The sequence below is a fragment of the Polaromonas sp. UC242_47 genome (assembly GCF_044452385.1).
Taxonomy (GTDB): domain Bacteria; phylum Pseudomonadota; class Gammaproteobacteria; order Burkholderiales; family Burkholderiaceae_C; genus Polaromonas.
On sequence record NZ_JBIOAO010000002.1, the window covers coordinates 1 to 19,757 of the forward strand.

Annotated in this window: 30 protein-coding genes and 1 pseudogene; 30 read left to right on the forward strand and 1 reads right to left on the reverse strand. The window is 62.9% G+C overall.

Annotated features, from left to right (window positions below; all coding sequences use genetic code 11):
• The 25 genes and pseudogenes from ACHMXK_RS20710 to ACHMXK_RS20830 all read left to right on the forward strand — a co-directional run.
• Positions 1–295 (forward strand): annotated as a pseudogene (locus tag ACHMXK_RS20710) (hypothetical protein); the annotation flags it as partial.
• 255 nt (positions 296–550) lie between these two features.
• The gene (locus ACHMXK_RS20715; RefSeq protein WP_397442589.1) at positions 551–997 is read left to right on the forward strand and encodes a hypothetical protein; all 447 of its coding nucleotides are present in this window, start codon (positions 551–553) and stop codon (positions 995–997) included.
• Positions 998–1,044: 47 nt separating this feature from the next.
• Entirely contained in the window at positions 1,045–1,455 is a 411-nt protein-coding gene (locus tag ACHMXK_RS20720) for a hypothetical protein (protein WP_397442590.1), read from the forward strand.
• 407 nt (positions 1,456–1,862) lie between these two features.
• A complete protein-coding gene (locus ACHMXK_RS20725; protein ID WP_397442591.1) occupies positions 1,863–2,252 on the forward strand; it encodes a hypothetical protein in 390 nt (129 codons plus the stop codon).
• Between the two features lie 2 nt (positions 2,253–2,254).
• Entirely contained in the window at positions 2,255–2,539 is a 285-nt protein-coding gene (locus ACHMXK_RS20730) for a hypothetical protein (protein ID WP_397442592.1), read from the forward strand.
• On the forward strand, positions 2,536–2,772 hold the full coding sequence (locus ACHMXK_RS20735; protein ID WP_397442593.1) for a hypothetical protein: 237 nt from the start codon (positions 2,536–2,538) through the stop codon (positions 2,770–2,772). Before ACHMXK_RS20730 ends, ACHMXK_RS20735 begins: the two co-directional genes overlap by 4 nt.
• A complete protein-coding gene (locus ACHMXK_RS20740) occupies positions 2,769–3,047 on the forward strand; it encodes a DUF3164 family protein (RefSeq protein WP_397442594.1) in 279 nt (92 codons plus the stop codon). Before ACHMXK_RS20735 ends, ACHMXK_RS20740 begins: the two co-directional genes overlap by 4 nt.
• Complete coding sequence (locus ACHMXK_RS20745; protein ID WP_397442595.1) at positions 2,971–3,402, forward strand: DUF3164 family protein; 432 nt, start codon at positions 2,971–2,973, stop codon at positions 3,400–3,402. Before ACHMXK_RS20740 ends, ACHMXK_RS20745 begins: the two co-directional genes overlap by 77 nt.
• A complete protein-coding gene (locus ACHMXK_RS20750) occupies positions 3,399–3,569 on the forward strand; it encodes a hypothetical protein (RefSeq protein ID WP_397442596.1) in 171 nt (56 codons plus the stop codon). The genes ACHMXK_RS20745 and ACHMXK_RS20750 overlap by 4 nt, the downstream gene beginning before the upstream one ends.
• A 143-nt stretch (positions 3,570–3,712) precedes the next feature.
• Positions 3,713–4,186 carry a hypothetical protein gene (locus tag ACHMXK_RS20755; RefSeq protein WP_397442597.1) on the forward strand — a complete coding sequence of 158 codons (474 nt, stop codon included), beginning with the start codon at positions 3,713–3,715 and terminating at the stop codon, positions 4,184–4,186.
• The gene (locus ACHMXK_RS20760) at positions 4,183–5,100 is read left to right on the forward strand and encodes a DNA cytosine methyltransferase (protein ID WP_397442598.1); all 918 of its coding nucleotides are present in this window, start codon (positions 4,183–4,185) and stop codon (positions 5,098–5,100) included. The genes ACHMXK_RS20755 and ACHMXK_RS20760 overlap by 4 nt, the downstream gene beginning before the upstream one ends.
• Positions 5,097–5,588, forward strand: coding sequence for a regulatory protein GemA (locus ACHMXK_RS20765; RefSeq protein WP_397442599.1), 492 nt, complete (start codon positions 5,097–5,099; stop codon positions 5,586–5,588). Before ACHMXK_RS20760 ends, ACHMXK_RS20765 begins: the two co-directional genes overlap by 4 nt.
• Position 5,589: 1 nt before the next feature.
• Positions 5,590–6,075 carry a hypothetical protein gene (locus tag ACHMXK_RS20770; protein WP_397442600.1) on the forward strand — a complete coding sequence of 162 codons (486 nt, stop codon included), beginning with the start codon at positions 5,590–5,592 and terminating at the stop codon, positions 6,073–6,075.
• Between the two features lie 444 nt (positions 6,076–6,519).
• Entirely contained in the window at positions 6,520–6,813 is a 294-nt protein-coding gene (locus ACHMXK_RS20775; protein ID WP_397442601.1) for a hypothetical protein, read from the forward strand.
• 102 nt (positions 6,814–6,915) lie between these two features.
• Positions 6,916–8,127, forward strand: coding sequence for a hypothetical protein (locus ACHMXK_RS20780; protein WP_397442602.1), 1,212 nt, complete (start codon positions 6,916–6,918; stop codon positions 8,125–8,127).
• Between the two features lie 58 nt (positions 8,128–8,185).
• A complete protein-coding gene (locus ACHMXK_RS20785) occupies positions 8,186–8,560 on the forward strand; it encodes a DUF2190 domain-containing protein (RefSeq protein WP_397436538.1) in 375 nt (124 codons plus the stop codon).
• Positions 8,561–8,630: 70 nt separating this feature from the next.
• Entirely contained in the window at positions 8,631–9,569 is a 939-nt protein-coding gene (locus ACHMXK_RS20790; protein ID WP_397442603.1) for a phage capsid protein, read from the forward strand.
• A 131-nt stretch (positions 9,570–9,700) separates the two neighbouring features.
• Complete coding sequence (locus ACHMXK_RS20795; protein ID WP_397436545.1) at positions 9,701–10,057, forward strand: hypothetical protein; 357 nt, start codon at positions 9,701–9,703, stop codon at positions 10,055–10,057.
• Positions 10,057–10,569 (forward strand): phage protein Gp36 family protein, encoded by a 513-nt coding sequence (locus ACHMXK_RS20800; protein WP_397436546.1) that lies wholly within the window; start codon positions 10,057–10,059, stop codon positions 10,567–10,569. Before ACHMXK_RS20795 ends, ACHMXK_RS20800 begins: the two co-directional genes overlap by 1 nt.
• Positions 10,566–11,105 carry a phage virion morphogenesis protein gene (locus tag ACHMXK_RS20805; RefSeq protein WP_397436548.1) on the forward strand — a complete coding sequence of 180 codons (540 nt, stop codon included), beginning with the start codon at positions 10,566–10,568 and terminating at the stop codon, positions 11,103–11,105. Before ACHMXK_RS20800 ends, ACHMXK_RS20805 begins: the two co-directional genes overlap by 4 nt.
• Positions 11,102–11,752, forward strand: a complete 651-nt coding sequence (locus ACHMXK_RS20810; RefSeq protein ID WP_397442604.1) for a hypothetical protein — start codon at positions 11,102–11,104, stop codon at positions 11,750–11,752. Before ACHMXK_RS20805 ends, ACHMXK_RS20810 begins: the two co-directional genes overlap by 4 nt.
• Before the next feature lie 10 nt (positions 11,753–11,762).
• A complete protein-coding gene (locus ACHMXK_RS20815) occupies positions 11,763–12,023 on the forward strand; it encodes a hypothetical protein (RefSeq protein WP_397436552.1) in 261 nt (86 codons plus the stop codon).
• A 57-nt stretch (positions 12,024–12,080) separates the two neighbouring features.
• Entirely contained in the window at positions 12,081–13,565 is a 1,485-nt protein-coding gene (locus tag ACHMXK_RS20820; protein WP_397436554.1) for a phage tail sheath subtilisin-like domain-containing protein, read from the forward strand.
• 34 nt (positions 13,566–13,599) lie between these two features.
• Positions 13,600–13,971, forward strand: coding sequence for a hypothetical protein (locus tag ACHMXK_RS20825; protein WP_397436556.1), 372 nt, complete (start codon positions 13,600–13,602; stop codon positions 13,969–13,971).
• Positions 13,972–14,098: 127 nt separating this feature from the next.
• Positions 14,099–14,677: a hypothetical protein gene (locus ACHMXK_RS20830; RefSeq protein WP_397436558.1), complete on the forward strand. Its 579-nt coding sequence runs from the start codon at positions 14,099–14,101 to the stop codon at positions 14,675–14,677.
• Here the strand turns inward: ACHMXK_RS20830 and ACHMXK_RS20835 are convergent.
• On the reverse strand, positions 14,630–14,866 hold the full coding sequence (locus tag ACHMXK_RS20835; protein WP_397436560.1) for a hypothetical protein: 237 nt from the start codon (positions 14,864–14,866) through the stop codon (positions 14,630–14,632). The two genes, ACHMXK_RS20830 and ACHMXK_RS20835, sit on opposite strands and share 48 nt — an antisense overlap.
• On the opposite strand from ACHMXK_RS20835, the gene ACHMXK_RS20840 reads away from it, so the two are divergent.
• From ACHMXK_RS20840 to ACHMXK_RS20860, 5 genes are read left to right on the forward strand one after another with little or no spacing between them, the layout of a single operon-like run.
• A complete protein-coding gene (locus tag ACHMXK_RS20840) occupies positions 14,853–16,436 on the forward strand; it encodes a phage tail tape measure protein (protein ID WP_397442606.1) in 1,584 nt (527 codons plus the stop codon). The genes ACHMXK_RS20835 and ACHMXK_RS20840 overlap by 14 nt on opposite strands.
• The gene (locus tag ACHMXK_RS20845) at positions 16,433–16,723 is read left to right on the forward strand and encodes a hypothetical protein (protein ID WP_397436563.1); all 291 of its coding nucleotides are present in this window, start codon (positions 16,433–16,435) and stop codon (positions 16,721–16,723) included. Before ACHMXK_RS20840 ends, ACHMXK_RS20845 begins: the two co-directional genes overlap by 4 nt.
• Before the next feature lie 2 nt (positions 16,724–16,725).
• Positions 16,726–18,063 (forward strand): DNA circularization protein, encoded by a 1,338-nt coding sequence (locus tag ACHMXK_RS20850; protein WP_397436564.1) that lies wholly within the window; start codon positions 16,726–16,728, stop codon positions 18,061–18,063.
• Positions 18,063–19,184: a phage baseplate assembly protein gene (locus ACHMXK_RS20855; protein ID WP_397436566.1), complete on the forward strand. Its 1,122-nt coding sequence runs from the start codon at positions 18,063–18,065 to the stop codon at positions 19,182–19,184. The genes ACHMXK_RS20850 and ACHMXK_RS20855 overlap by 1 nt, the downstream gene beginning before the upstream one ends.
• Positions 19,181–19,726: a phage baseplate assembly protein gene (locus tag ACHMXK_RS20860; protein ID WP_397436568.1), complete on the forward strand. Its 546-nt coding sequence runs from the start codon at positions 19,181–19,183 to the stop codon at positions 19,724–19,726. The genes ACHMXK_RS20855 and ACHMXK_RS20860 overlap by 4 nt, the downstream gene beginning before the upstream one ends.
• Positions 19,727–19,757 lie beyond the last annotated feature (31 nt).

Sequence of the window (19,757 nt, forward strand, 5' to 3'; positions counted from 1 at the left end):
CGACAGCCGCGTCTGGCTGTTCGATGAGAAGGGCCGCTTCGTCATGGAAGCCTTGCTGGCCAACACCATCGGCGTCTTGCCCACCAGCCGTCTTGAGGAAGGCCGCGACCGCCGCGCTGCGGGCCAGCTCAAGCGCCTCGAACGCAAGGGGCCAGGAGCACGCCACTGCCGTGCAGACCCCATCACAGCCCAGACACAGGTGGCCGCCATCGAGTCCCTGCGCCCCGGCCTGCTCCCGACCGCTGCCCCTGTGCAGTCGGCTTTTTTTTTTGAAGATCGATTTGTCCACCTGTAGGCAAACAAACTACCACCCCCTAAAACGTCCAGCCGTCCCTTCCTGCCATGGGCAAGAAGGTCGACCAGCGCCTATAACGCCAGAAGACACCGCCAAGGCCGCAGCCATCAACAAGTGGCTGGAGGATCACAAACAGTCGAAGGCTTGGCTCTGCAAAAGTCGAGCATCCCCAACGGCACGTAGTCAGCCGAGGGCGTTGTTCCTGGGTAGAACGCCACCAGCCCCACACGCCAGCTAAACACCACGCAGGCCTTGTTGGCCACAGAGACCGAGCGACTGGACCACGGCACGCCCGGCTACGTCAAAGGCAGCGTGCACAAGCTGCTGTCGGTGGTGGCGCGCGACCGCACCCGCAAGCATGCAGAACTTCGGTGTCATCACGGGCTACGTCGGCGTCGGCAAAAGCCGGTTCCTGAAGGAATACGCGGCCACCAGCCATTGACGCTGCTCATCGAAGTCAGCCCAAACACGACGCCTGGCGTTCTGATGACCGAGCTTCTCACGCAGTCGAACAACGCCATCCCGAACGGCCTTGACCGCAAGTTCTGCGAGCTCGTGCGAGTCCTCAAGGAAACCAACTACCTGATCATTGCCGACGAAGCCGAGAACATGAGCGCCAGCGCGCTGCAGCACCTGCGCCGCATCCGCGACATGGCCATGATCGGCGTGGTGCCGGCCGGCACGGAAAAGCCACCGGCCTGATCAAGCCCGAGCATGGCCAGTTCGACCAGGCGCGCAGCCGCGTCGGCATGTGGCCCGAGACGATCAAGGCGATCAGCCGCGACGACGCCGACGACATGGCCCGTGCAGCGCTCGGCATGGAAGACCTGAGCGACGAAGTGCTGGCCACGCTGTGGCAATACTCCCAAGGCAGCGCCCGCGTGTTGAACGAGAACCTGCTGCCCGCCATCAAGGACTACGGGATGGGCACCGTGCCGCTGAGCGCCAAGCTGATCGAGACCATCGCCGCCAAAGGTGCTGTTCATGACCAAGAAACGCGCCGAGGGGGTGCAGTGATGGCGGCCCACCGTCCCAACTGGATCGAGCGCCGTGCGGAGCCGTTTGGTGGCCGGGTTCGGCATCGACCGCACCACGGCCCCGATCGAGGCGGAGCAGGATTGGCAGAGCCTGCACGGCACCGCTCCCCGCAACCGCTGTGACCAGAAATGCCTGGATGGCGGGCGCTGCGGCGTCATTCGCTCCCGGCGTGGTGGAAGGCCCCTACCGCGCTCAATGGGCCGCAGGGCAGCTACCCAAGCCCGAGATGCCTTCGAGAGTGCGATGGGCGGCTTGCTGCTGTTTTGGGACTACCCGAAGGGGCCACGTCCATGACCAGCACAGCCCGTCACATCGACCAATCCGCCCGCATGGTCTGGCTGAGCCTGCGCCGTGCGGCCAGGCCGATGACCGTCAACGAGCTGGTCATGCACTGGAAGCCGGTTTTCGACGCCGTCCAAATGGAAAGACTGCCTCAACCGGCTGACCGCGACTGGCCACGCCTCGGCTGCGCCTTCCCGCCTGCGCGCCGCGTGGCAGGTGACCGAGGCCAACCCATCGCTGCCGGGCTATGGCGACGCCAGCAACCGCGAACGGTGCCGCACAGGGGCGACCGCATGAGCACCGCCAACCTGATCAACACCTGCGGCGTCTGCGCGCCGAGGAAAGCCTGGACGGCCTGCTGCTGCGCATGATCGATGACGACCAGGTGCGCCACCTGATCGCAGCCGTGGTCACTGACAGCCTGCCGCTGGGCGGCATGGTCGCGCGCGATCCGCGTCTGCAGAAGCCACCCAAGCAAAAGCTGCGTATCGGCGCGGTCGGCAGGCTGCTCGCCGAGCTGGCGCCGACATACAGCGCAACAGCATCGAGCGTACTGGCCGCACCTGGCTGGTCAACGGCGACAGCTGGAAGGCCGCATTTCAGGCCGTCTTTGACGCCCATGACAAGGGCACGCTGAGCGTGCCGCTGCAGGGCAATGGCTACCTCTACCAGGTGCTGATGCGCCTGGCCGACAAGGACGAGGCCGCGCAGGAAAAGCAGGTGGACGCCACGCGCCGTGGCCGTACCAACCAGGCCGGCGCCACAAGCATTGGCGAGGTGCTGGACCGCGTAGAGACACAAGCTCCGGCACCAGCGGCAGACGACCCACAGCCACCGGCACCGCCACGCGCCAAGGTGGAGAGCCACCTGGTGCGCCAGATGAAAGCCGAGCTGGCCGCCAAAGGCAAGGGGCCGCAGCCATGAACCGCGTGCCTGCATTCGACGGCCTGCAGATCAGCCTGCTGGCCCTGCTGCCCAAGGACGGCACACCCGTCACCGTGACCACGCTCGCCGAGACCACCGCCGCAGAGCCCAGCGCCGTGATCGAGGCGCTGCTGGACCCGTTCATGGCGGGCAACGTGATTTTTGACGTCCGTGCTGATGCCTATTCGGCCCAGCGCGGCGGGAACGATTTACCAACTGAGAGGAAAGCATGACTACTGAGAAACTCACCAAAGACCCGGTGCCTGCAGGCTACTGGCGCGACGCCAACGATGCCCTGATCCCGATCACCAAGGTCAAGGCCATCGACAAGGACCGCGACCGCGTGGTGCGTGACCTGTGCGTCGAGGCACAGAAAGCCAGCGCCGCGCTGCTGGCCTTCAAGCTGACCGCGATGCAGTCCGTCATCGACTTTGTCAACCGCAGCCTGGCAGAGTACGACGCCAAGCTGGGGCGGCAAAAAGGGCAACGTCACGCTGTTCAACTTTGACGGCAGCTTCAAGATCGTTCGCGCCATGCAGGAAAACCTTGTCTTTGACGAGCGCCTGCAGGCCGCCCAGTCGCTGATCGCCGAGTGCATCGCATCCTGGTCGAAGGGCAGCAACGACAACATCAAGGTCCTGGTCAATCAGGCCTTTCAGGTGGACCGCGCCGGGAAGATCAACACGGGCCGCGTGCTTGGCCTGCGCTCGCTGAAGATCGACGACCCCAAATGGCTCAGGGCCATGGCCGCGATCAGCGACAGCACCAAGACTGTCGGCACCAAGGCACACATCCGGTTTTATTCCCGCGACGACATGAGCGGCGAATACATCCCGATCCACCTGGACCTCGCCTCGATATGAAGTCCTTCCAGCAGCTCGCGCAAGCGGCCTATGAGGCCTACCAGGCGGAAGGGGTCAAGCAAAACGGCGGCAAGCCCTTTCCGTGGACCGACCTTGAACCGGGGCACCAGGCCTGCTGGGTCAAGGCAGTCCAAAAGGTTGTTGCAGAGGTCGCGGCAATCCAATGAATCGAATGTCTCCCTGATCACGACCGGACGGCTGGAAACCGTCAAGACGGCCTGATCTTTATGCCCCGAGGCTTCGGCCTTGGGGCCTTTTTTAAAGCCCTGTCACATCCCGTTTTACAGGGCTTCAACAAAGGAGCGAATCCATGACTGAAACGCAGCAGGCCCCGCAAGTGCCAATGAAAAAGGCCATCCGGGTCACCATTGAAAAGGTGATCGAGATTGAGCTGATGCCATCCATGTTCGGCGGCCTCACTGAGGACGAGTACATCGTCCAGTTCAAGCGAGGGCTCTGGGACATCAACGGGATGGACGATATCTACACCTACGCCGCCCGGATGGCGGCTCACCATGACGGGGGCCTTACCCACGACGGTCTGGGCCTGCTCGCCGCGCACTACAGCACCTACCCACGGGTCCCCGACGTGAAGTTCCGCATTGTTGAGGAATCGACCGAGGACGAGATCATTGAGGGCGCTACTGACACAGCAAAGCGCCCAACCATCTGGAATGACCCCACCGGCGCCGCCGAGTCGCAAATATGGGATGAAGGACAGGGTTGCTACCGGAGCATGACCGACGCAGAGCACGCCGAAAACAACAAGCCGGAGACCACATGATCAATGTCGCCGATCTGTTCTCAGGCATGGGCGGGTTCAGCCTGGCTGCCCGTATGGCCGGGTGCCGTGTGATCTGGGCGGCCAATCACTGGCGCGAAGCGGTGGACACACACCAGGCCAACCACCCAGAGGCGGAACACGCCTGCCAAGACTTGCACCAGCAAGACTGGTCAGCCGTGCCAGATATGGACTTGTTGCTGGCGTCGTCGGCATGCCAAGGCCACACACCAGCCCGTGGAAAAGAGCGCCCACACCATGACGCCGCCCGGTCTACGGCGTGGGCCGTCATCAGCGCCATCGAAGCCAAGAAGCCGCTGGCCGCACTTGGTGAAAATGTGCCGGCCTTCTTGTCGTGGGCTTTGTACCCGGCGTGGGTGGCCGCACTCAATGCGCTGGGCTACTCGGTAGCGCCGCACCTGTCCGACGCCGCCGACCACGGCGTACCGCAGAACCGCGAACGCGTGATGCTGGCCATCACGAAGTCCAAGCATCCCATTGCGTTGAACGTGCCCATCTGCCCGCACAGGCCCGCGTCGTCCTTCATTGACTTTGACGCCGGTCGGTGGTCGCCCATCAACAAACCGGGCCGGTCGGCGAACACGCTGGCCCGTATTGCGAGCGGGCGGCGCGCCCACGGCGAGCGCTTTCTGGCACCGTACTACGGCAGCGGCTCCGGCACCACGGGCCGCAGCCTGGACAGGCCCATTGGAACCATCACAACCCGCGACCGCTGGGCCGTCATTGACGGCGACCGCATGCGGATGCTGACCAAGGACGAAAACCGCGCAGGCATGGGCTTCCCCGTTGACTACGTGCTGCCACGTAGCCACAAGCTCGCCGTCCACATGCTCGGTAATGCCGTCGCTCCATGGCAGGGCCGTGACTACATCCTCGCGCTGAAAGCTGCCCTATGAGCACAACCGACGTGATCCGCAAGCGCGAGATCGTGCTGATCCAGTTGGCCAAGGCTTTCTTTGCCAAGCGTGACGGCATGACGGACGACGACTACCGCGCTGTCATGCTGCAGCTGACCGGACAGAGCAGCTCGGCCAAGCTGGACGCTGCCGGCCGGGACAAGCTGCTGCAGCACTTCAAGGCCAAGGGATTCGTGGTGATCGCAAAGACCGGCGCGGCCAGCCGTGAGCGCGGTTTCATCCGCGAGCCGCAGGTCAAGAAGCTGCTGGCCATGTGGTACGCCCTGTCCGAGGCGGGAGCGGTGGCGCGCCCGGCTTCGCACACGGCCTGCAGCGCAGCCGTCGAGGCGTGGGGCAAGGAACAACTGGCCGCCCACCGCCTCGGCCCCATGGACGCGCTGCGCTTCGCTACTGGCGAGCAACTGAATCATCTGGTCGAGGCCATGAAGCTCTGGGTCAGCGCGTTAAAGCAAACATCTATTGACTGACATGACCCGCCACATCCCCACACTCACCACCCAGCCCGAGGCGCTGCCTGCGGCCGTCCGTGAACTGGCGCGGGTGTTGGGTGACGCCGACGCGATGCGCCTGATCGGCTCCATGCCAGGCGCCCGCATATCGGTGCCCAAGCCGGACAAGGCCAAAGAAGACCACCCTCTGCGCATGGCGCTTAGCCCGACCGGTTTTGAGAAGCTGGTCGCCGAGTGGGGCGGCGGTATGCTCGAAGTGCCCAAGGGTGACGCCTACCTTCGCCGACTGCGCCACGACCATGTGCGCCAATGCCGCGAGCAAGGCCTGACCTTTGACGAAACCGCCGAGGCCACCGGCTACAGTCGGCGCCAGGCCATCAACATCATGGGCGGCGATGCCAGCATGACGGACATGAAAACCCGCGATATGTTCGATGAGCTTGAAGAGCCCGAGAACTACGCCGGGCGAGCCAACGACCCCTTCGGTCTGGGCAAACCGGCCTGACGACCGGGCCGGGCAAGCGAAACGGCTTTCAAAACCGCCGCAAACCCCTTCAAAACCGCCGCGCAGGACCTGCGCGGCACCACTGAGGCTCTAACAGCCTCCAGGCCCGCCAAGGGCCTGATTTCACAACACCCTCAAAACTGCCTCTGTTCGATCAATGGCCTTTGGCGCCTGGTCGGGCAAATGACCCATAATTGCGACGTTGCCCAGAAAAAGTGGGCGACCGGGTGTGAGAGCCCGTTGAGACGCGGCAAGAGGCCGCAACCCCGCACTGGTTTGCGGCTTCTTCCTTTGGGCGCCAAGTTTTTGGCGGCCCGAATGGGAGGGGCGCAAGCTCCTGCCGGTAACGCCAAGCGTCTCCCGGTCTCTCACACCTGTTCGGGCCGCCGCCACCATTTGATGTGGTTGCGCCGTTTGTTCAATTTCTGAGACGACGCGGCATTTATGAATAAAGCAGTTTCCTTTGATCAGCCCACAGTGCAGGCGATCCATGTCACCACTGAACAGCAGCGTCGTGCATTCCGTGTGGTGGACGCCGTTGACGAATTGCATAACCAGCTCGGCGCGCTGCGCGCCGTGCAGCAGCTGACGACCAATGACAAGGCGGGCTCTCTGGAAAACCTCCCTCAATTGCAGCGCGGCGACCTTGCCACGCTGTTGTCAGTGGTCAGCGCTGACCTTGAAGCCCATTGCGCCAAGGCCCGCGAAGCGGCAACGCGGGCAGCCAAAGGCGACTAACCGCCACCACGCCCGTCCAGGGCGTTTCCCAGAGCCTCGTAAAGCCAATACGGTGAAACGCTTCACCAAGATTTAGCGCGACCGTCTGGGCACAGTTGGGGCATGAGTAAAGCACCAACCAAGAAAAGCCCGGTCGCCAAAGCTATTGATGCGACCGTCAAAGGCCTGCGCGGCTTTGTCGAGGTCTTCAAGACCGGCACGCACACCGACAGCAAGGGCCGACAGGTCACCTTCAGCAAGGCCGACGTCGAGCAGATGGTGGACAACCACAAGCTCGGCGCCGCGCCGGCCGTCATCGGTCACCCCAAGGACACCGCCCCGGCATATGCCCAGGTGGCCGAGTACAAGCTGGAAGACGACGGGCGCCTGTTCGCCAAATTCGACAAGATCAACCCGGCCTTTGAGGCTGGCGTCGATTCCGGCGCCTATTACAACCGTTCGCTTTCCGTCATTAAGGACAAGGTCCACGGCTGGCGCGTGCGCCATGTTGGCTGGCTGGGCGCCGTGCCGCCCGCCATCGACGGACTGCAGCCGGTCGAGTTCGCAGCCGACGACGAAACCTGCTTTGAATTCGCCGCGCCTGGCTATTCCCTAGTCTGGGGCCTGGAGAGCGCCGCCAAGCTGCTGCGCCGCCTGCGCGACCGAATGATCGAAAAGGACGGCCTGGAGGCCGCCGACGCGACCCTGCCGCAATGGGAAATCGACTCGATGACTGAAGCGGCCAGCACCGCCCGCGCCCAGTTCAACGACGACAAGCCCGCATCCCTTTTCAACCAACCGACCGAGGACGAAACCATGATCACTCAAGAGCAACTCGACGCCGCCGTGGCACTGGCCCGCAGCGAGGGCGAGACCGCAGGCAAAAAGGGCATGGTCCCTGAAGCCGAATTCAGCGCCGCCCAAACTCAACTGACCGACCTGAAGAAGGCCGAGCAGAAAACCCGCATTGCCGGCCTGATCAAGGGCTGGAAAGACAAAGGGCTTGTGCTGCCCGCCAACGAAGCCGGCCTGTACGAGTACATGGCCCAGTTGGAAGACGCGGGCCAAGAGTTCAGCTTTTCCAAGGCCGAAGGCGGCGAAGGCAAGAAAACCCCGGCGCAGTTTTTTGCGGATTTCATGGCCGCGCAGCCGCCTGTCATCAAGATCGGCGGCAATGGTCGGGTAATCGACGAGGGCGCGCTGGACGTCAACAACACGGAGGCGGTGACCAAGGCGGCCAACGACTTCATGGCGGCTGAAGAAAAAGAAGGCCGGACCATCAGTGCGGCCAACGCGGTGCAACACGTCATCCGCACCGCTACCGACGCCAAGTAAGCCAGCACCGACCATCCCCGCCCTTCCAACCATCCACGAACACTTCAGGAGCATTTCAATGTCTGCACCTCTTCAACACCGGAGCGTCCTTGCCCAAGCGGCCATCGCCGGTTTTCTGATCATCAAGCACGGCACCGTCGACAACTCGGCAGCGCTGGCCACCGCCGCGACCGACAAGCTGATCGGCACCAACGACGCCCTGGGTAAGGACGTCGGCGAACAGGTGGACTACCCCACCACGGGCACTGGCGAGGTGAAGTTGGGCGCCGCCGTGACGCGGGGCGACCCGATCACCGCCGATGCGTCCTCCAAGGGCATCACGGCGGCACCGGCTGCCGGCTCCAACGTTCGCATCATCGGCTTCGCTCTGCAGAGCGGTGTGCTGGACGACGTCATCGACTACCAGATCGCCCCCGGCGTGATGCAAGGCTAAACAGCCATAGCACCCGCCAGTACCTGACCCGAACCAGCCTCAAGCCAACCCAAATTTTCTAGGAGCAACCATGTCGAAAGCGCCTTTTGTAGTAACTCCCGTCCTCTGCGCCGTCGCAGTGGCCTATAAAAATGGGGCCATGATCGCCGATGGCGTTCTGCCCCGTGTGCCCGTCGCGGCGCAGAACTTCAAGTACAACAAGTTCCCACTGGGTGAGTTCTTCAGCCCGCCCGAGACCAAGGTCGGCCGCAAAGGCCAGGTCAACCAGGTCGAGTTCACATCAACCGAAACGCCGGACTCCACCGAAGACCACGGCCTGGATGATCCCATCCCCAATTCGGACAGCATGAACGCTGCGGCAATGCCCGGCATGCCCGACCCCAAACTGCGCGCCGCGCAAGGTTTGACCGAGTTGATTTTGGTGAAGCGCGAAGCACGCGCCGCCAGCCTGGTTTTCAACGCCGCGAACTATGGCGCGGGCAACAAGCAGACGCTGGTCGGCCAAGCCCAATGGAGCGACTATGCCAACAGCAACCCGCAAGCCGACATCCTGGCAGCACAAGACGCCATGATCATGAAGGGCAACATCGGTGTCATTGGCCGCGCCGTTTGGACCGTGCTGCGTCAGCACCCCAAGATGTGCAAGGCCATCTTCGGCAACAACACAGACGCCGGCATCATCAGCCGCCGCCAGTTCGCCGACCATTTCGAACTGGACGAGCTGTACGTCGGCGAAGGCTGGTTGAACACCGCGCGCAAGGGCCAGGCGCCCGCCATGACGCGGGTCTGGGGCAAGAGCTGCGCCATCCTTCACCGCAACATGAGCGCTGACACCGAATTCGGCATCACCTTCGGCTTCACCGCCCAGTTCGGCCCCCGCGTAGCCGGTGAGATTGTCGATCCGGACATCGGTCTCCGAGGCGGTGTGCGTGTCCGCGTCGGCGAGTCCGTCAAGGAACTGGTTACGGCTCCAGACTTGGGCTATTTGTTCAGCGCAGCGGTCGCGTAGGGATTCAAAGGAGCCGCTAGGCAGCACCTGTGAAGCGCCAGAGCCGGGAGTTGGCGAAAGCGCAGAGGTGAACGCAAGGCGGGTGGCTTAACCCCAAGCCCCCGCCATTTGTTTATTGACAGGAGTACGACATGGGAAAGCTAAACGAAGAGGCGGTGCTGGTGGACATCATCGCAATTGAGCCAATTCGGTTCAATGGCCGCGTCCACCCGACCGGCGCCCGCGTCAAGGGGCTCACTCAGCAGCAATCCGACGAGCTGGAGGCCATGGGTCACGCCAGGCCGGCTACCGACGAGGACGATGCCATCGAAGAGGCCGGTAGCGCGGTTGGCAGCCCTGCCGCGCCAGGCCCCGATGCAAACGCTGCAGGTGCCGGCACGCTGATCTCGCCGCCGGTTGCAGCAGCGGTCGCAGAGGCCAAAGCCTCCAAGCCCGCGACCAAGACGGCCCCTGCAAAAACTGCCGCCCGAAAGACGGCCCGCGCCTGATGCCCTACGCCACGCCCCAGCAAGTCATTCAGGCCTACGGTCTGAAGGAAGTCACGCAACTGCTGGCCGATGAGCAGGACTTGCTCACCGAGCAGCTTCTGACTGACGCCATTGCAGAAGTGTGGACGGGTGCGCCGAGCCAGGAGGAAAAGGACGCTGCTACTGGGGCGCTGGCGCGGTTCGTGCGAAAGATCGAAACGAGCAGCAGCTTCATGGACGGCTACCTTCGCAACGCCGTCACGCTGCCGCTGTCGGCCGATGACGTCAACATTGGCACGCTTAATGAGTGCTGCATGGCCCTGGTGCGCTGCAGCCTGTCTGATGATCCTGACAACGCCACCGAGCGCATGGACGATTGCTGCAACACGTGGCGCGCTTGGCTCAAAGACGTGTCACGCGGCACCGTTCAGTTGGTCAATCCGGCTGGTGAAACGTTGCCCGGCAAAAGCCGCATCCGCTTCGGACCGGCCGCCAGCTCCTACAACTGGGCCGCGCACAAGGTGGCACGATGAGCGGCGTTTATTCGGTCTGGGGCGCGGGCTCCCAATCTACCCATATCAAGCAAACGCTGGACACCACGCCCATCACGCGGCACCTGCGCGGTCTTGAGCGGCTCAACAACTCGCATTTCATCGCCGTGCGCCGCGAGATCGGCGAGTACATGCTGGGCAACGTGCAGGACAACTTCGACGGTCAGCGCCTGTTTGACGGCACCGCCATGCCGCCCAGCAAAGCCGCGCAGGGCCGCACCACGCACTGGAAGGCCAACAACCGCAGCAAGGGTCGTGTCAGGGGCAACGTGCGCGCCGCAGGCAAGACGCTGATCGACCGGCACCATCTGTATGACAGCTACGTCTACCAGCTCGCGGGCAGCGGCGTAGAGATCGGCTCGGCGCTGATTTATGCGGCCATCCATCACTTTGGCGGCGAGACCGGGCGGCTCGGCCACCGCTTCACCATGACGGCCAGACCCGTGCTGGGCGTGGCGCCCGCGCAGGAACGCGCCATCGGTGACTTCATGGTCGCCGCGATTGGGCGTATCCAATGAGCGGCGTGTTGTTGCTTGAACAGGCCGTGGCCTACGTGCGCGCCAGCTTTACCAAGGCGCAGGTCAAGGACGTGCGCGCCTACGCGGGTGAGTTCTCGACCGCTGAAATGAAAAACGTTAGCTACAACTGCCCGGCCATCCTGATCAGCCTGCTCGGCTGGAAGAAGCCGGACGAGGGCGGGCGGTTGACAGGCCGGCACGCCAAGAACCACCGCATGGTCGCCTTTGTGGTGACCAAGAACGCCAAGAGCCGCGAGGCGCGCATGACGGAAGCGATGCGCCTGGCCGAAGACCTGTCTGTGCTGCTGCGCCAGTGGGCGCCTATGGCTCAACAGCCCTACGCCAGCGCCATACAGGCGCAGGGCGTCACCATCGTGGGACTGGACGATGAGCCGACGTGCGAGAACCTTTACAACCGCGCCGTCGATGAACAGGGGCAGGCGCTCTGGATGGTGGACTGGTATCAGTGCGCCAAGGGCGTGATCCCGCTCAACCAGGAGCGCCCTGATGTGCCCTACGCGGACAGGCCGAACATGCGCCACGTCGAGATTTACGACACCGCCCGAGGCGGCCAAGCGCCTGGCGACACGCCTGACACGAGCATCGTCCCCGATGTGCAGGAAAAAATTGATTTTGAAAAACCCTAAAGGAGCTGACATGGCCAAAAACGACACGCAAGCCGCTACATCACAAATCGCCGCGCTGGCCGCTGGAACCATCGGCATCAGCGGCAAGCCGAAGACGCCGCTACCCATGCCTGCGCTGGGCTCAACCTGCGGCGTGATGGTTGCCGAGGGCCAGGTGCTGGTCAACAACGAAACCGGCGCCCGTTTCGAGGAAGGTAAGGAGACGCCGCAAACGGTGACGGTCACCACGCTGCGACGCCTTGAAGACGGCTGCCTGGTGCGCGTGAGCTGAAGCGGAACTTAAAGCGGCCTCAAACGCCTTTCAAAACCTTTTAACTGGAGCCTACCCATGTCACTGCCCAACCTCTTTAGCCTCGGCTTTCTGCTGCCGGGCGTCGCCGCAAAGATTGACTTTTCCCGCGCCATTCGCGGCATGCGCGGCATGCCCCGTCGCGTGCTGCTGATCGCCCACAAGCTGGCGGCCGGCACCGCCGCCACAAACTCCATCCTGACAGTGACGACGGACTCCGACGCTGTGACTCTGTTCGGTGAAGGCTCGCTGATGCTGATCCTGTGGCGCGCCGCGAAAGCGAACGCCGACCGTGGCCTGCCCATTGACACGATTTGCATTGCTGAAGGCACCGCGGCCGTCAAGGCCAGTAGCACGGTGGTCATTGCGACCGCAGGCGCTACGCTGGGGACTTCTGGCGAGTTCATGTTTTACATCGCCAGCCAGCGCATCAGCTTTGGCGTTATCGCCTCGGACACGCCGACGACGATTGCCGCCAAGCTGGCTGCCGCAATCAGCGCCATTCCGAAGCTGCCCGTGACCGCCGCGACGAACGCCAACCCCGGCGAGGTGGTTGTTACCTGCAAATGGGGCGGCCCTACCGGCAATGACATTAGCTTGGTCACGCAGCACTATGCCGACGACTACCTGCCGGTTGGCCTGACCGTCACTCTCCCGGCTATGACCGCAGGTGCGGTCGCACCGGACGTGACGCCGGTCATCCAGAAGATGCTGGGCTATCGTGCGACCGAGATCGTGAACCCTTTCACTGACAGCGCCAACATGGGACTGCTGGAAACCGAAATGGCCGTGCGCTGGTTGCAGAACAACATGCGGGACGGCGCAATCGTCGTCGGAGCGCGTGGCACCGAAAGCGCTTTGACAACGCTTCTTTCGACCCGCAACAGCCCGCACGTGCACACCATGACCACCTGCAAGGACTTGACCAGCCCTTGGGAAACCGCCGCCATGGCTGGTGCCGCCATCGAGAGCAGCGCAGCCATTGACCCGGCCATCCCACCCACATCGCTGCTGGTCGGCTACGTTGGCCCCAAACAGGGCGACGACCTCACCGACGACCAAAAGGGCAACCTGCTGGCGCTTGGCGGCTCACCGTTGCAGATCGACCAGGATGGCACGGGTCGCCTCTGGCGCATGGTGACGAACTACACGCAGACGGCGGGCGGCGCGCCCGACCGCAGCATGGCGAACTTGATGTGGATCAAGACCATGAGCTACTACCGCTGGTTCCGGGTGACCGAGTTTCAGACGAAGTACACCGGCTACAAGTTGGCGCAGTACATCACTGATCCGATCCCTGGCCAGAAGATCATGACCAAGGAGCTGGGCGAGGAAATCATGCTCGGCTTGTACAAGCTCTTCTGCGATGCCGGGCTGTGCCAGAACATGCCTTACTACCAGAAGACGATCGTGGTCGAGGTGGACGGCCCGAACGAAAAGCTGAAGATTCTGGACGAGCCGGTCATCGTGACGCAGCACTACCAGACCGAGATCACCAGCAACGTCATCGCTGGCCAGGTCTAGGCAGCAACAAACCTTTCAACTTCAGGAGAGATAAATGGGAACTGAAAACATGCTGCTGCACATCGACCAGATCACGGTCGATGGAAAACCACTGCCTTTCGAAGACGGCTCTGGCATCGCCTCCGGCTTTGCGAGCTTCACGAACACCGTGGTGCCCAGCGCCAGCGGTGATGACTTTGAAAAGCGCGCCCGCGTGCCGCGCATCTTCAAGGCAAAAATCCAGTTCGGCAGTAACCAGCAGCCGGGCGACTACAACAAGCTGCGCGGCATCCAGATCACGGCCCGCGACAGCCAGACTGGCCGCCGCTGCCTGATGACCAAATGCAGCTTCGGCGAGATGGGCGACCTCGGCGGCGGCTCGGTGGACATCACGTTTAACGTGCTTTCTGAGCCGCAATGGCTCTAAAGGGATAGTTTGCGATTTGGTGCAAGTCGCACCGAAATGAAGAAGGCTGGGTAATACCGGCCTTTTTCATTGGCGCGGTGAAGTGTTTCACCAAGACCCAAAGCGCCTGCAGCCGGACACTGCATGCATGACCGAACAAAGCACCCCCAATGCCGAGTCGTCCCCCGCAGTGCGGATCGACAACCTCTACAAACTCGTTCTAGCCGACGGGCTCAAGCTGGAAAGCGGCGGCAAGGACATCCTCTACAAGGTCGTCAGCCTGCGCGACACCAACGTAGCCGACGAACGCAAGGCCGAGGCGCTGTCCGAGCGCGCGATGATGGTGGGCGGTGGTTGGAAGCTGCTGGTCAGTGACTCCAATTTCAAACACGTGCTGAACATGCTGCACATCGAATCGTTTCATTGCGACGACACGGTGATCCCGCGGGGGCTGATTGATCTGGATATGTACGACAGGCTCTCGTCCCGCGACCTTGAGCTGATCGAACAGCGCATCTTCTTGCTGACACTGGCCAGCGAAGTGCGGTACGGCAACATCACGCAGGCTGAGTTTGACAGCGCCGTCGCTGGCGCGTCAAAGCCGATCAATTCGCCCCCACAGCATTCGGGCCAGGCTCCAACAGTGGGAGCGGTTGCTGACCTTCCTGAGTCTGGCCCTTCACTGCTCGCCGACTTCGCTGGAAGTTCTGCCGAAGGCCAGACTTAAGGCGATGGTCAAGCAATTGACCAAATCGAAATGACCCGCCATGCGTGAGTTAAAGCTGAAGTATTTTCTTGAGCTGGCCAGCAACATCGGCTCCAAGGCGCGCACCGAGGCGCAGGCGCTGGAGCAGTCGCAAGCCGCCATCAAGTCGTCGGTGGACAAGACCACGGGGTCTTTTGTGAAGCTGGACACCGCTTACCTGCGCTTCCTGAACAACACCGGCACCGAGCGGCAGATCGGCTACATGCAGCGCCTGGCGCGGTCGGTTGACCATGCGCACGCCCGGATGGAACGGCTGGGCGCGACGGCCGTCAAGCTGGGAAAGGCCGGTGCTGCAGGGTTTGCGGGCTATCAGGCGGCTAAAGCGGTTTTGGCGGAGCCGCTCAAGATTGAACGGACCTATGAGCGCTCTCTGGCTGACGCGGCCAACATCGCCTTCCCATACGGCTCACGCAAGCAGGGTATGGCGGCCATGAACAAGCAGATTGAAAGTGCCGTGAGCAGCGGCGGCGGGACAAGGGATTCGGCCCTCAAGGCGATGAACGACCTGTACGCGGCCAACATCGACAAGGACGTTGTGGAATCCGTGCTGCCGCACATGCAGAAATACGCGACGTCGGGCAACGCTGATCCGGCCAACATCGCCCAGCTCGTGATTTACGGCCTGCGGTCGCTCAAGCTCGACGCAAAGGACATTCCCCTGATGCTGGACAAGACGCTGCAGTCAACCAAGGGGGGCAGCATGGAGTTCGACAGCCTGGCCAAGTGGATGCCACAGGTCGGCGCTGCGGGTAGCATGGCGGGCCTGCGCGGCATGAAGGGCTACGAGTCCATGCTGGCAGGCGTGCAAACGTCTCGTCTGACCGCTGGCACCAAGGACGAGGCGGGCACGAACTTTAAAGACCTGCTGTCCATGATCAATGGCCACGCGCTGATGACGGCGGCCAAGAAACTTGGCATCAGCCCTTCGGACGCCATTGCCAAACATATTGCCGAAGGCGGCGATGCGATCACCGGCATCGTTGGCCTTGCCGACCGCGTGGCAAACAGTGACCCACGCTACATGGCCCTTGATAACAAGCTGAAGGCCGGGGGCATTGCCAGAGATAAAGGTGGCCAGCCGCTGTACACGCCCGAGCAGCAAGAAATCATGCAACAGCAGGCGGCGCTTTTTCAGGGTAGCGCCTTGGGAAAGCTGTTCCACAACCAGCAGTCCATGCAGGCGCTGGTGGCGCTGCGGAACAACCGCGACTATTACAAGGATCAGATCGCTGCCACGGGCCTGGCCAAGGGCCAGATCGGCGGACAGGACTTCGAGACCATCGCCCAGACCAATGACTACAAGATGCAGCAAAAGGCCAACTCGGAGCTTTTTGCGCAGACCAGCAGCACTGGTGGGCTCAACGCGGTGCTTGGCAAATTTGCCGAGGGCACAACCGCGCTTTACCAAAAATACCCCGAGTTCGCCCAGTACATCGAAGGCGCAAAGCTGGCTGTCGGCGGACTTGCCGCAGCCGCTGGCGGCGCTGCAACTGCGCTGGCCGTTCTTGGTTTGTTAGGGGCAAAGAATGCTGGGGGACTTCCGGGGTTTGGCGGGCCAGGGGGTGGGCTGCCACGTGCCGGAGGTTCTCCCGGCGCCTTCCCCGTGTTGGAGGGCGCTACGCCCGCAGCCGGGGCGAGCGCCGGGGGGAAGTGGCAGGCGCAATGCGCAGCCTGGGCTGGATCGGCTCAGGGCTGGCGTTGGCCAGCGAACTGTTTATGACAAGCGACGCGGACATCGCCACGCTCAATGCGGCTGATGCTCGTAAAAACGGGGATGGACTGAGAGGCAAGGGCTACAACGACCCGCGCCTTTTGAGCCTAACAACCCCTAGCATCGCCGACCAGGCCATGGCCATGGGCCAGACCACGAAGATCGAGCTGGGCGAAGGCAAGCTGGCCGTGGACGTTCGGGTGACCGATGAGCGCGCTTCTGCCAGCACCACGCTGACTACGCCCATGTCAAGCGTCAAGGTCAGCGCCGGGGCCACCAACCCTGCAGGACTCTAAAGATGGGTTGGCTCGAACAACTCAAACGCGCCAGCCTGGCCGGTGTGCCGTTTCACGTGGACAGCATCGACGTCAGTTTCGGTGACAACACTGTCCTGCGCGAATACCCATTTCAGGACTTGCCGACTGTCTTTCGCATGGGCGATGGCGTGGAGGAGATCAAGTTTTCAGCCTATGTGATTGGCGACGATTACATCGAACAGCGCGAGGCGCTGCGTGCAGTGCTGACGGGCGAGCGCGTGCTGATTCATCCAACGGCCGGCGCGATCCGCGTTTACGTGGTGGGCAAGACCACGATCAAGGAGAACCCGACCGCAGAGGGCGGCATGGCCCGCTTCGACCTGACCTTTGTTCGGGCCGAGGCACGCCGCTACCCGGTGGGCGTGGCCAACACCGGCAGCCAGGCCAAAGACGCGGCCAAGGCGGCATCCCAGGCCGCGCAGGACCAGTTCAAGATTGACTGGAACCTACTCAAGGCGCCGGGCTGGGCTGTCAACGGCGCCATCAAGAACCTGACCTCGTCGCTAGACGGCGTGTGGGGCCAGCTCAAGGGCGTGCAGACCGGGTTGGGCGACTACAGCAATGGGCTGATCGGCGGCTACCAGACCATGCGCGCCAATCTGGGCGACCTGGTACGTGTGCCCCAGCAGTTGGCCAGCGAGATCGCCAACCTGTTCAGCCTGCCGAGCGACCTGCAGGCAGCGACCGCCGCAGCCTTTCAAAGCGCCTTTAGCTGGGGGTTTGACCTTGATAAAAAGGTCGCCCGAAACGACTTTGAAAGCTTTGTGATCCCGGCCCCGGCCAGTAGCGGCCATGCGGGGGGCAGCGGTGATGCCGGGCTGGTGATCTACGGCGCGGGCAATCCGGCCGCCCTGCAGACCGATACCGCCGCCCGCCAGCAGTTGACCCAATTGACCGCCGCCAGTGACCAGCTTTTCGAAACGCTGGCCACGGCGAGCTATGTGCAGGTGGTGGCCGATACCGACCTGACAGCCTATGACGAAGCGCTGGCGCTGCGCACGGTCATTAACAACCAGTGCACGCGCCTGTTGATGGAGGCGTCCAGCATGACGCCGTCGGGCGGGCTGACGGCCACCTCATGGCATGACGCCATGCGGCAACTGCACACCGCAGCGCTGGCCGACCTGCAGGTGCGCAGCCGTGACCTGGTGCGCCTGACGACGTACACGCCGCAAGGCTGGGAATCCATCTGGTCCATCAGCTACAAGCTGTTTGGCACGGCGGACTACGCAGACGAAATCATGGCCATGAATCCGCACATTCGCCACCCGCTGCTGGCGCAGCCCGGCAGGCCGCTGCGCATCGTGAGGCACGACTGATGGCCGAGCGGCGCGTACCACGGGACAACGTCAAGATCACGGTCGAGGTGAAAGGCCTTGAGTACGAAGGCTGGCTGGAAAGCGAAGTCGAGCGCAGCCTTGAGGCGATCAGTGGCACTTTCAGCATCCCCGTGTCCATGATTCCCGGTCAGCCCCCGGCCATCAAGCGCCAGGACGCCATAACGGTGCGGATTGGCGGCGTGCAGGTCATTACCGGCTCTGTGCTGGCCGCTGAGCCGTTTTACGACAAGGACAACTGCGGCTACCGCGTCACAGGCCGCGACCGCACGGGCGACCTGGTGCGCTGCTCGGCCATCCACAAGGGCGGCCAGTGGCGCAACGCCCGGCTTGAGCAGGTCGCCAGGGACTTGCTGGCGCCCTATGGCATAGAGGTGAAGGTGGACGCCGACACCGGGGCGCCCCTGCATGACTTCAAGCTATCCCACGGTGAGTCGGTGGTTGACGCTCTGGCCAGGGCGGCCCGGCTGCGCGGCGTGCTGGTCACCCGCGACGACTTTGGCCGCCTGCTGCTGACCAAGGCGGGCACCACCAAATTCACCGGCGCCATCGTGCGCGGCCAAAACGTCATCAGCATGCAGGGCATAGGCTCTGATGAGCAACGTCACAGCCAGTACATCGCCTACGGCCAGCAAAACACTATTGCCGACTTTGAGACTTCCCGCAGCTTGAAGGCCATGGCCAAAGACCCCGAGGTGACCCGCTACATGCCATTGGTCATCAACGCTGACGGCAACATCACGCAAGCCGATCTGCAGACCCTGGTTGACCACACCGCCCGCGTCCGACGTGGCCACGCCTTCGGCTTCAAGTACCTGCTAGAGGGGTGGACGCACCAGGGCGCGCCGTGGCCGCTGAATCAGCGCGTGCCGGTGTATGACGACATTGCCGGTCTTGACGGTGAGGAATGGCTGCTTTGCCAAGTCAAGCAGCACTGCACGCTCAAGGAGGGCGACGTGACAGAGGTCGTCGTGCGGCCCATCGAGGCCTACGACACCGCGCCACTCAAAACCAAGGTCAAGCATCGCAACTTCGGGAACAAGGGCAATACCACCAACCACGCACGCGGACCGCGTGACAAGGCGCAAGGCGGGGCACGGTGAGTACGCCCGCCATCTTCTTGCGCCGTGCGCGTTTGCGCAGCCTGAAAGAGGGCCTGGTGCAGACCGTGCGCACCGAGGCAACGGAGAACGATGCCAAGGACGCTATCGAGCGTATGCAGGATTACGGCTTTGCCGCCAACGTGGTGGACGGGCAAGGACTGGTTTTGACCATTGACGGCACCGTGATCGTTCTGCGTATGGACCGTATTGCAGACCGCCCCAGGCTCGCCGCTTACGAGGTAAGCGTATGGCACAAGGAAGGCCACAACGTGACCCTGCGCGACGGTAAGGTGGTAGAGACCAACTGTGATATTTACCGGGTCAACGCGGCGGTCAAGGTTGAATTGAACACGCCGACCGTGGCCATGTCGACCAAGGCCACGGTCGGCGACACGCTGGATGTGAAAAACGGCCTCACAGGTGGCGGTAATGCCACCTTTGCGGCGGGCCGCGTTAGCGCGCTGGGCGTGACGGCTGCGGGCAAGAACCTCGACGGCCACGACCACAACGAGACGGGCGTCCGCACCGGGCCAAACAACTGACCCCGCTGGTGAAGCGTTTCACCAAGACCCA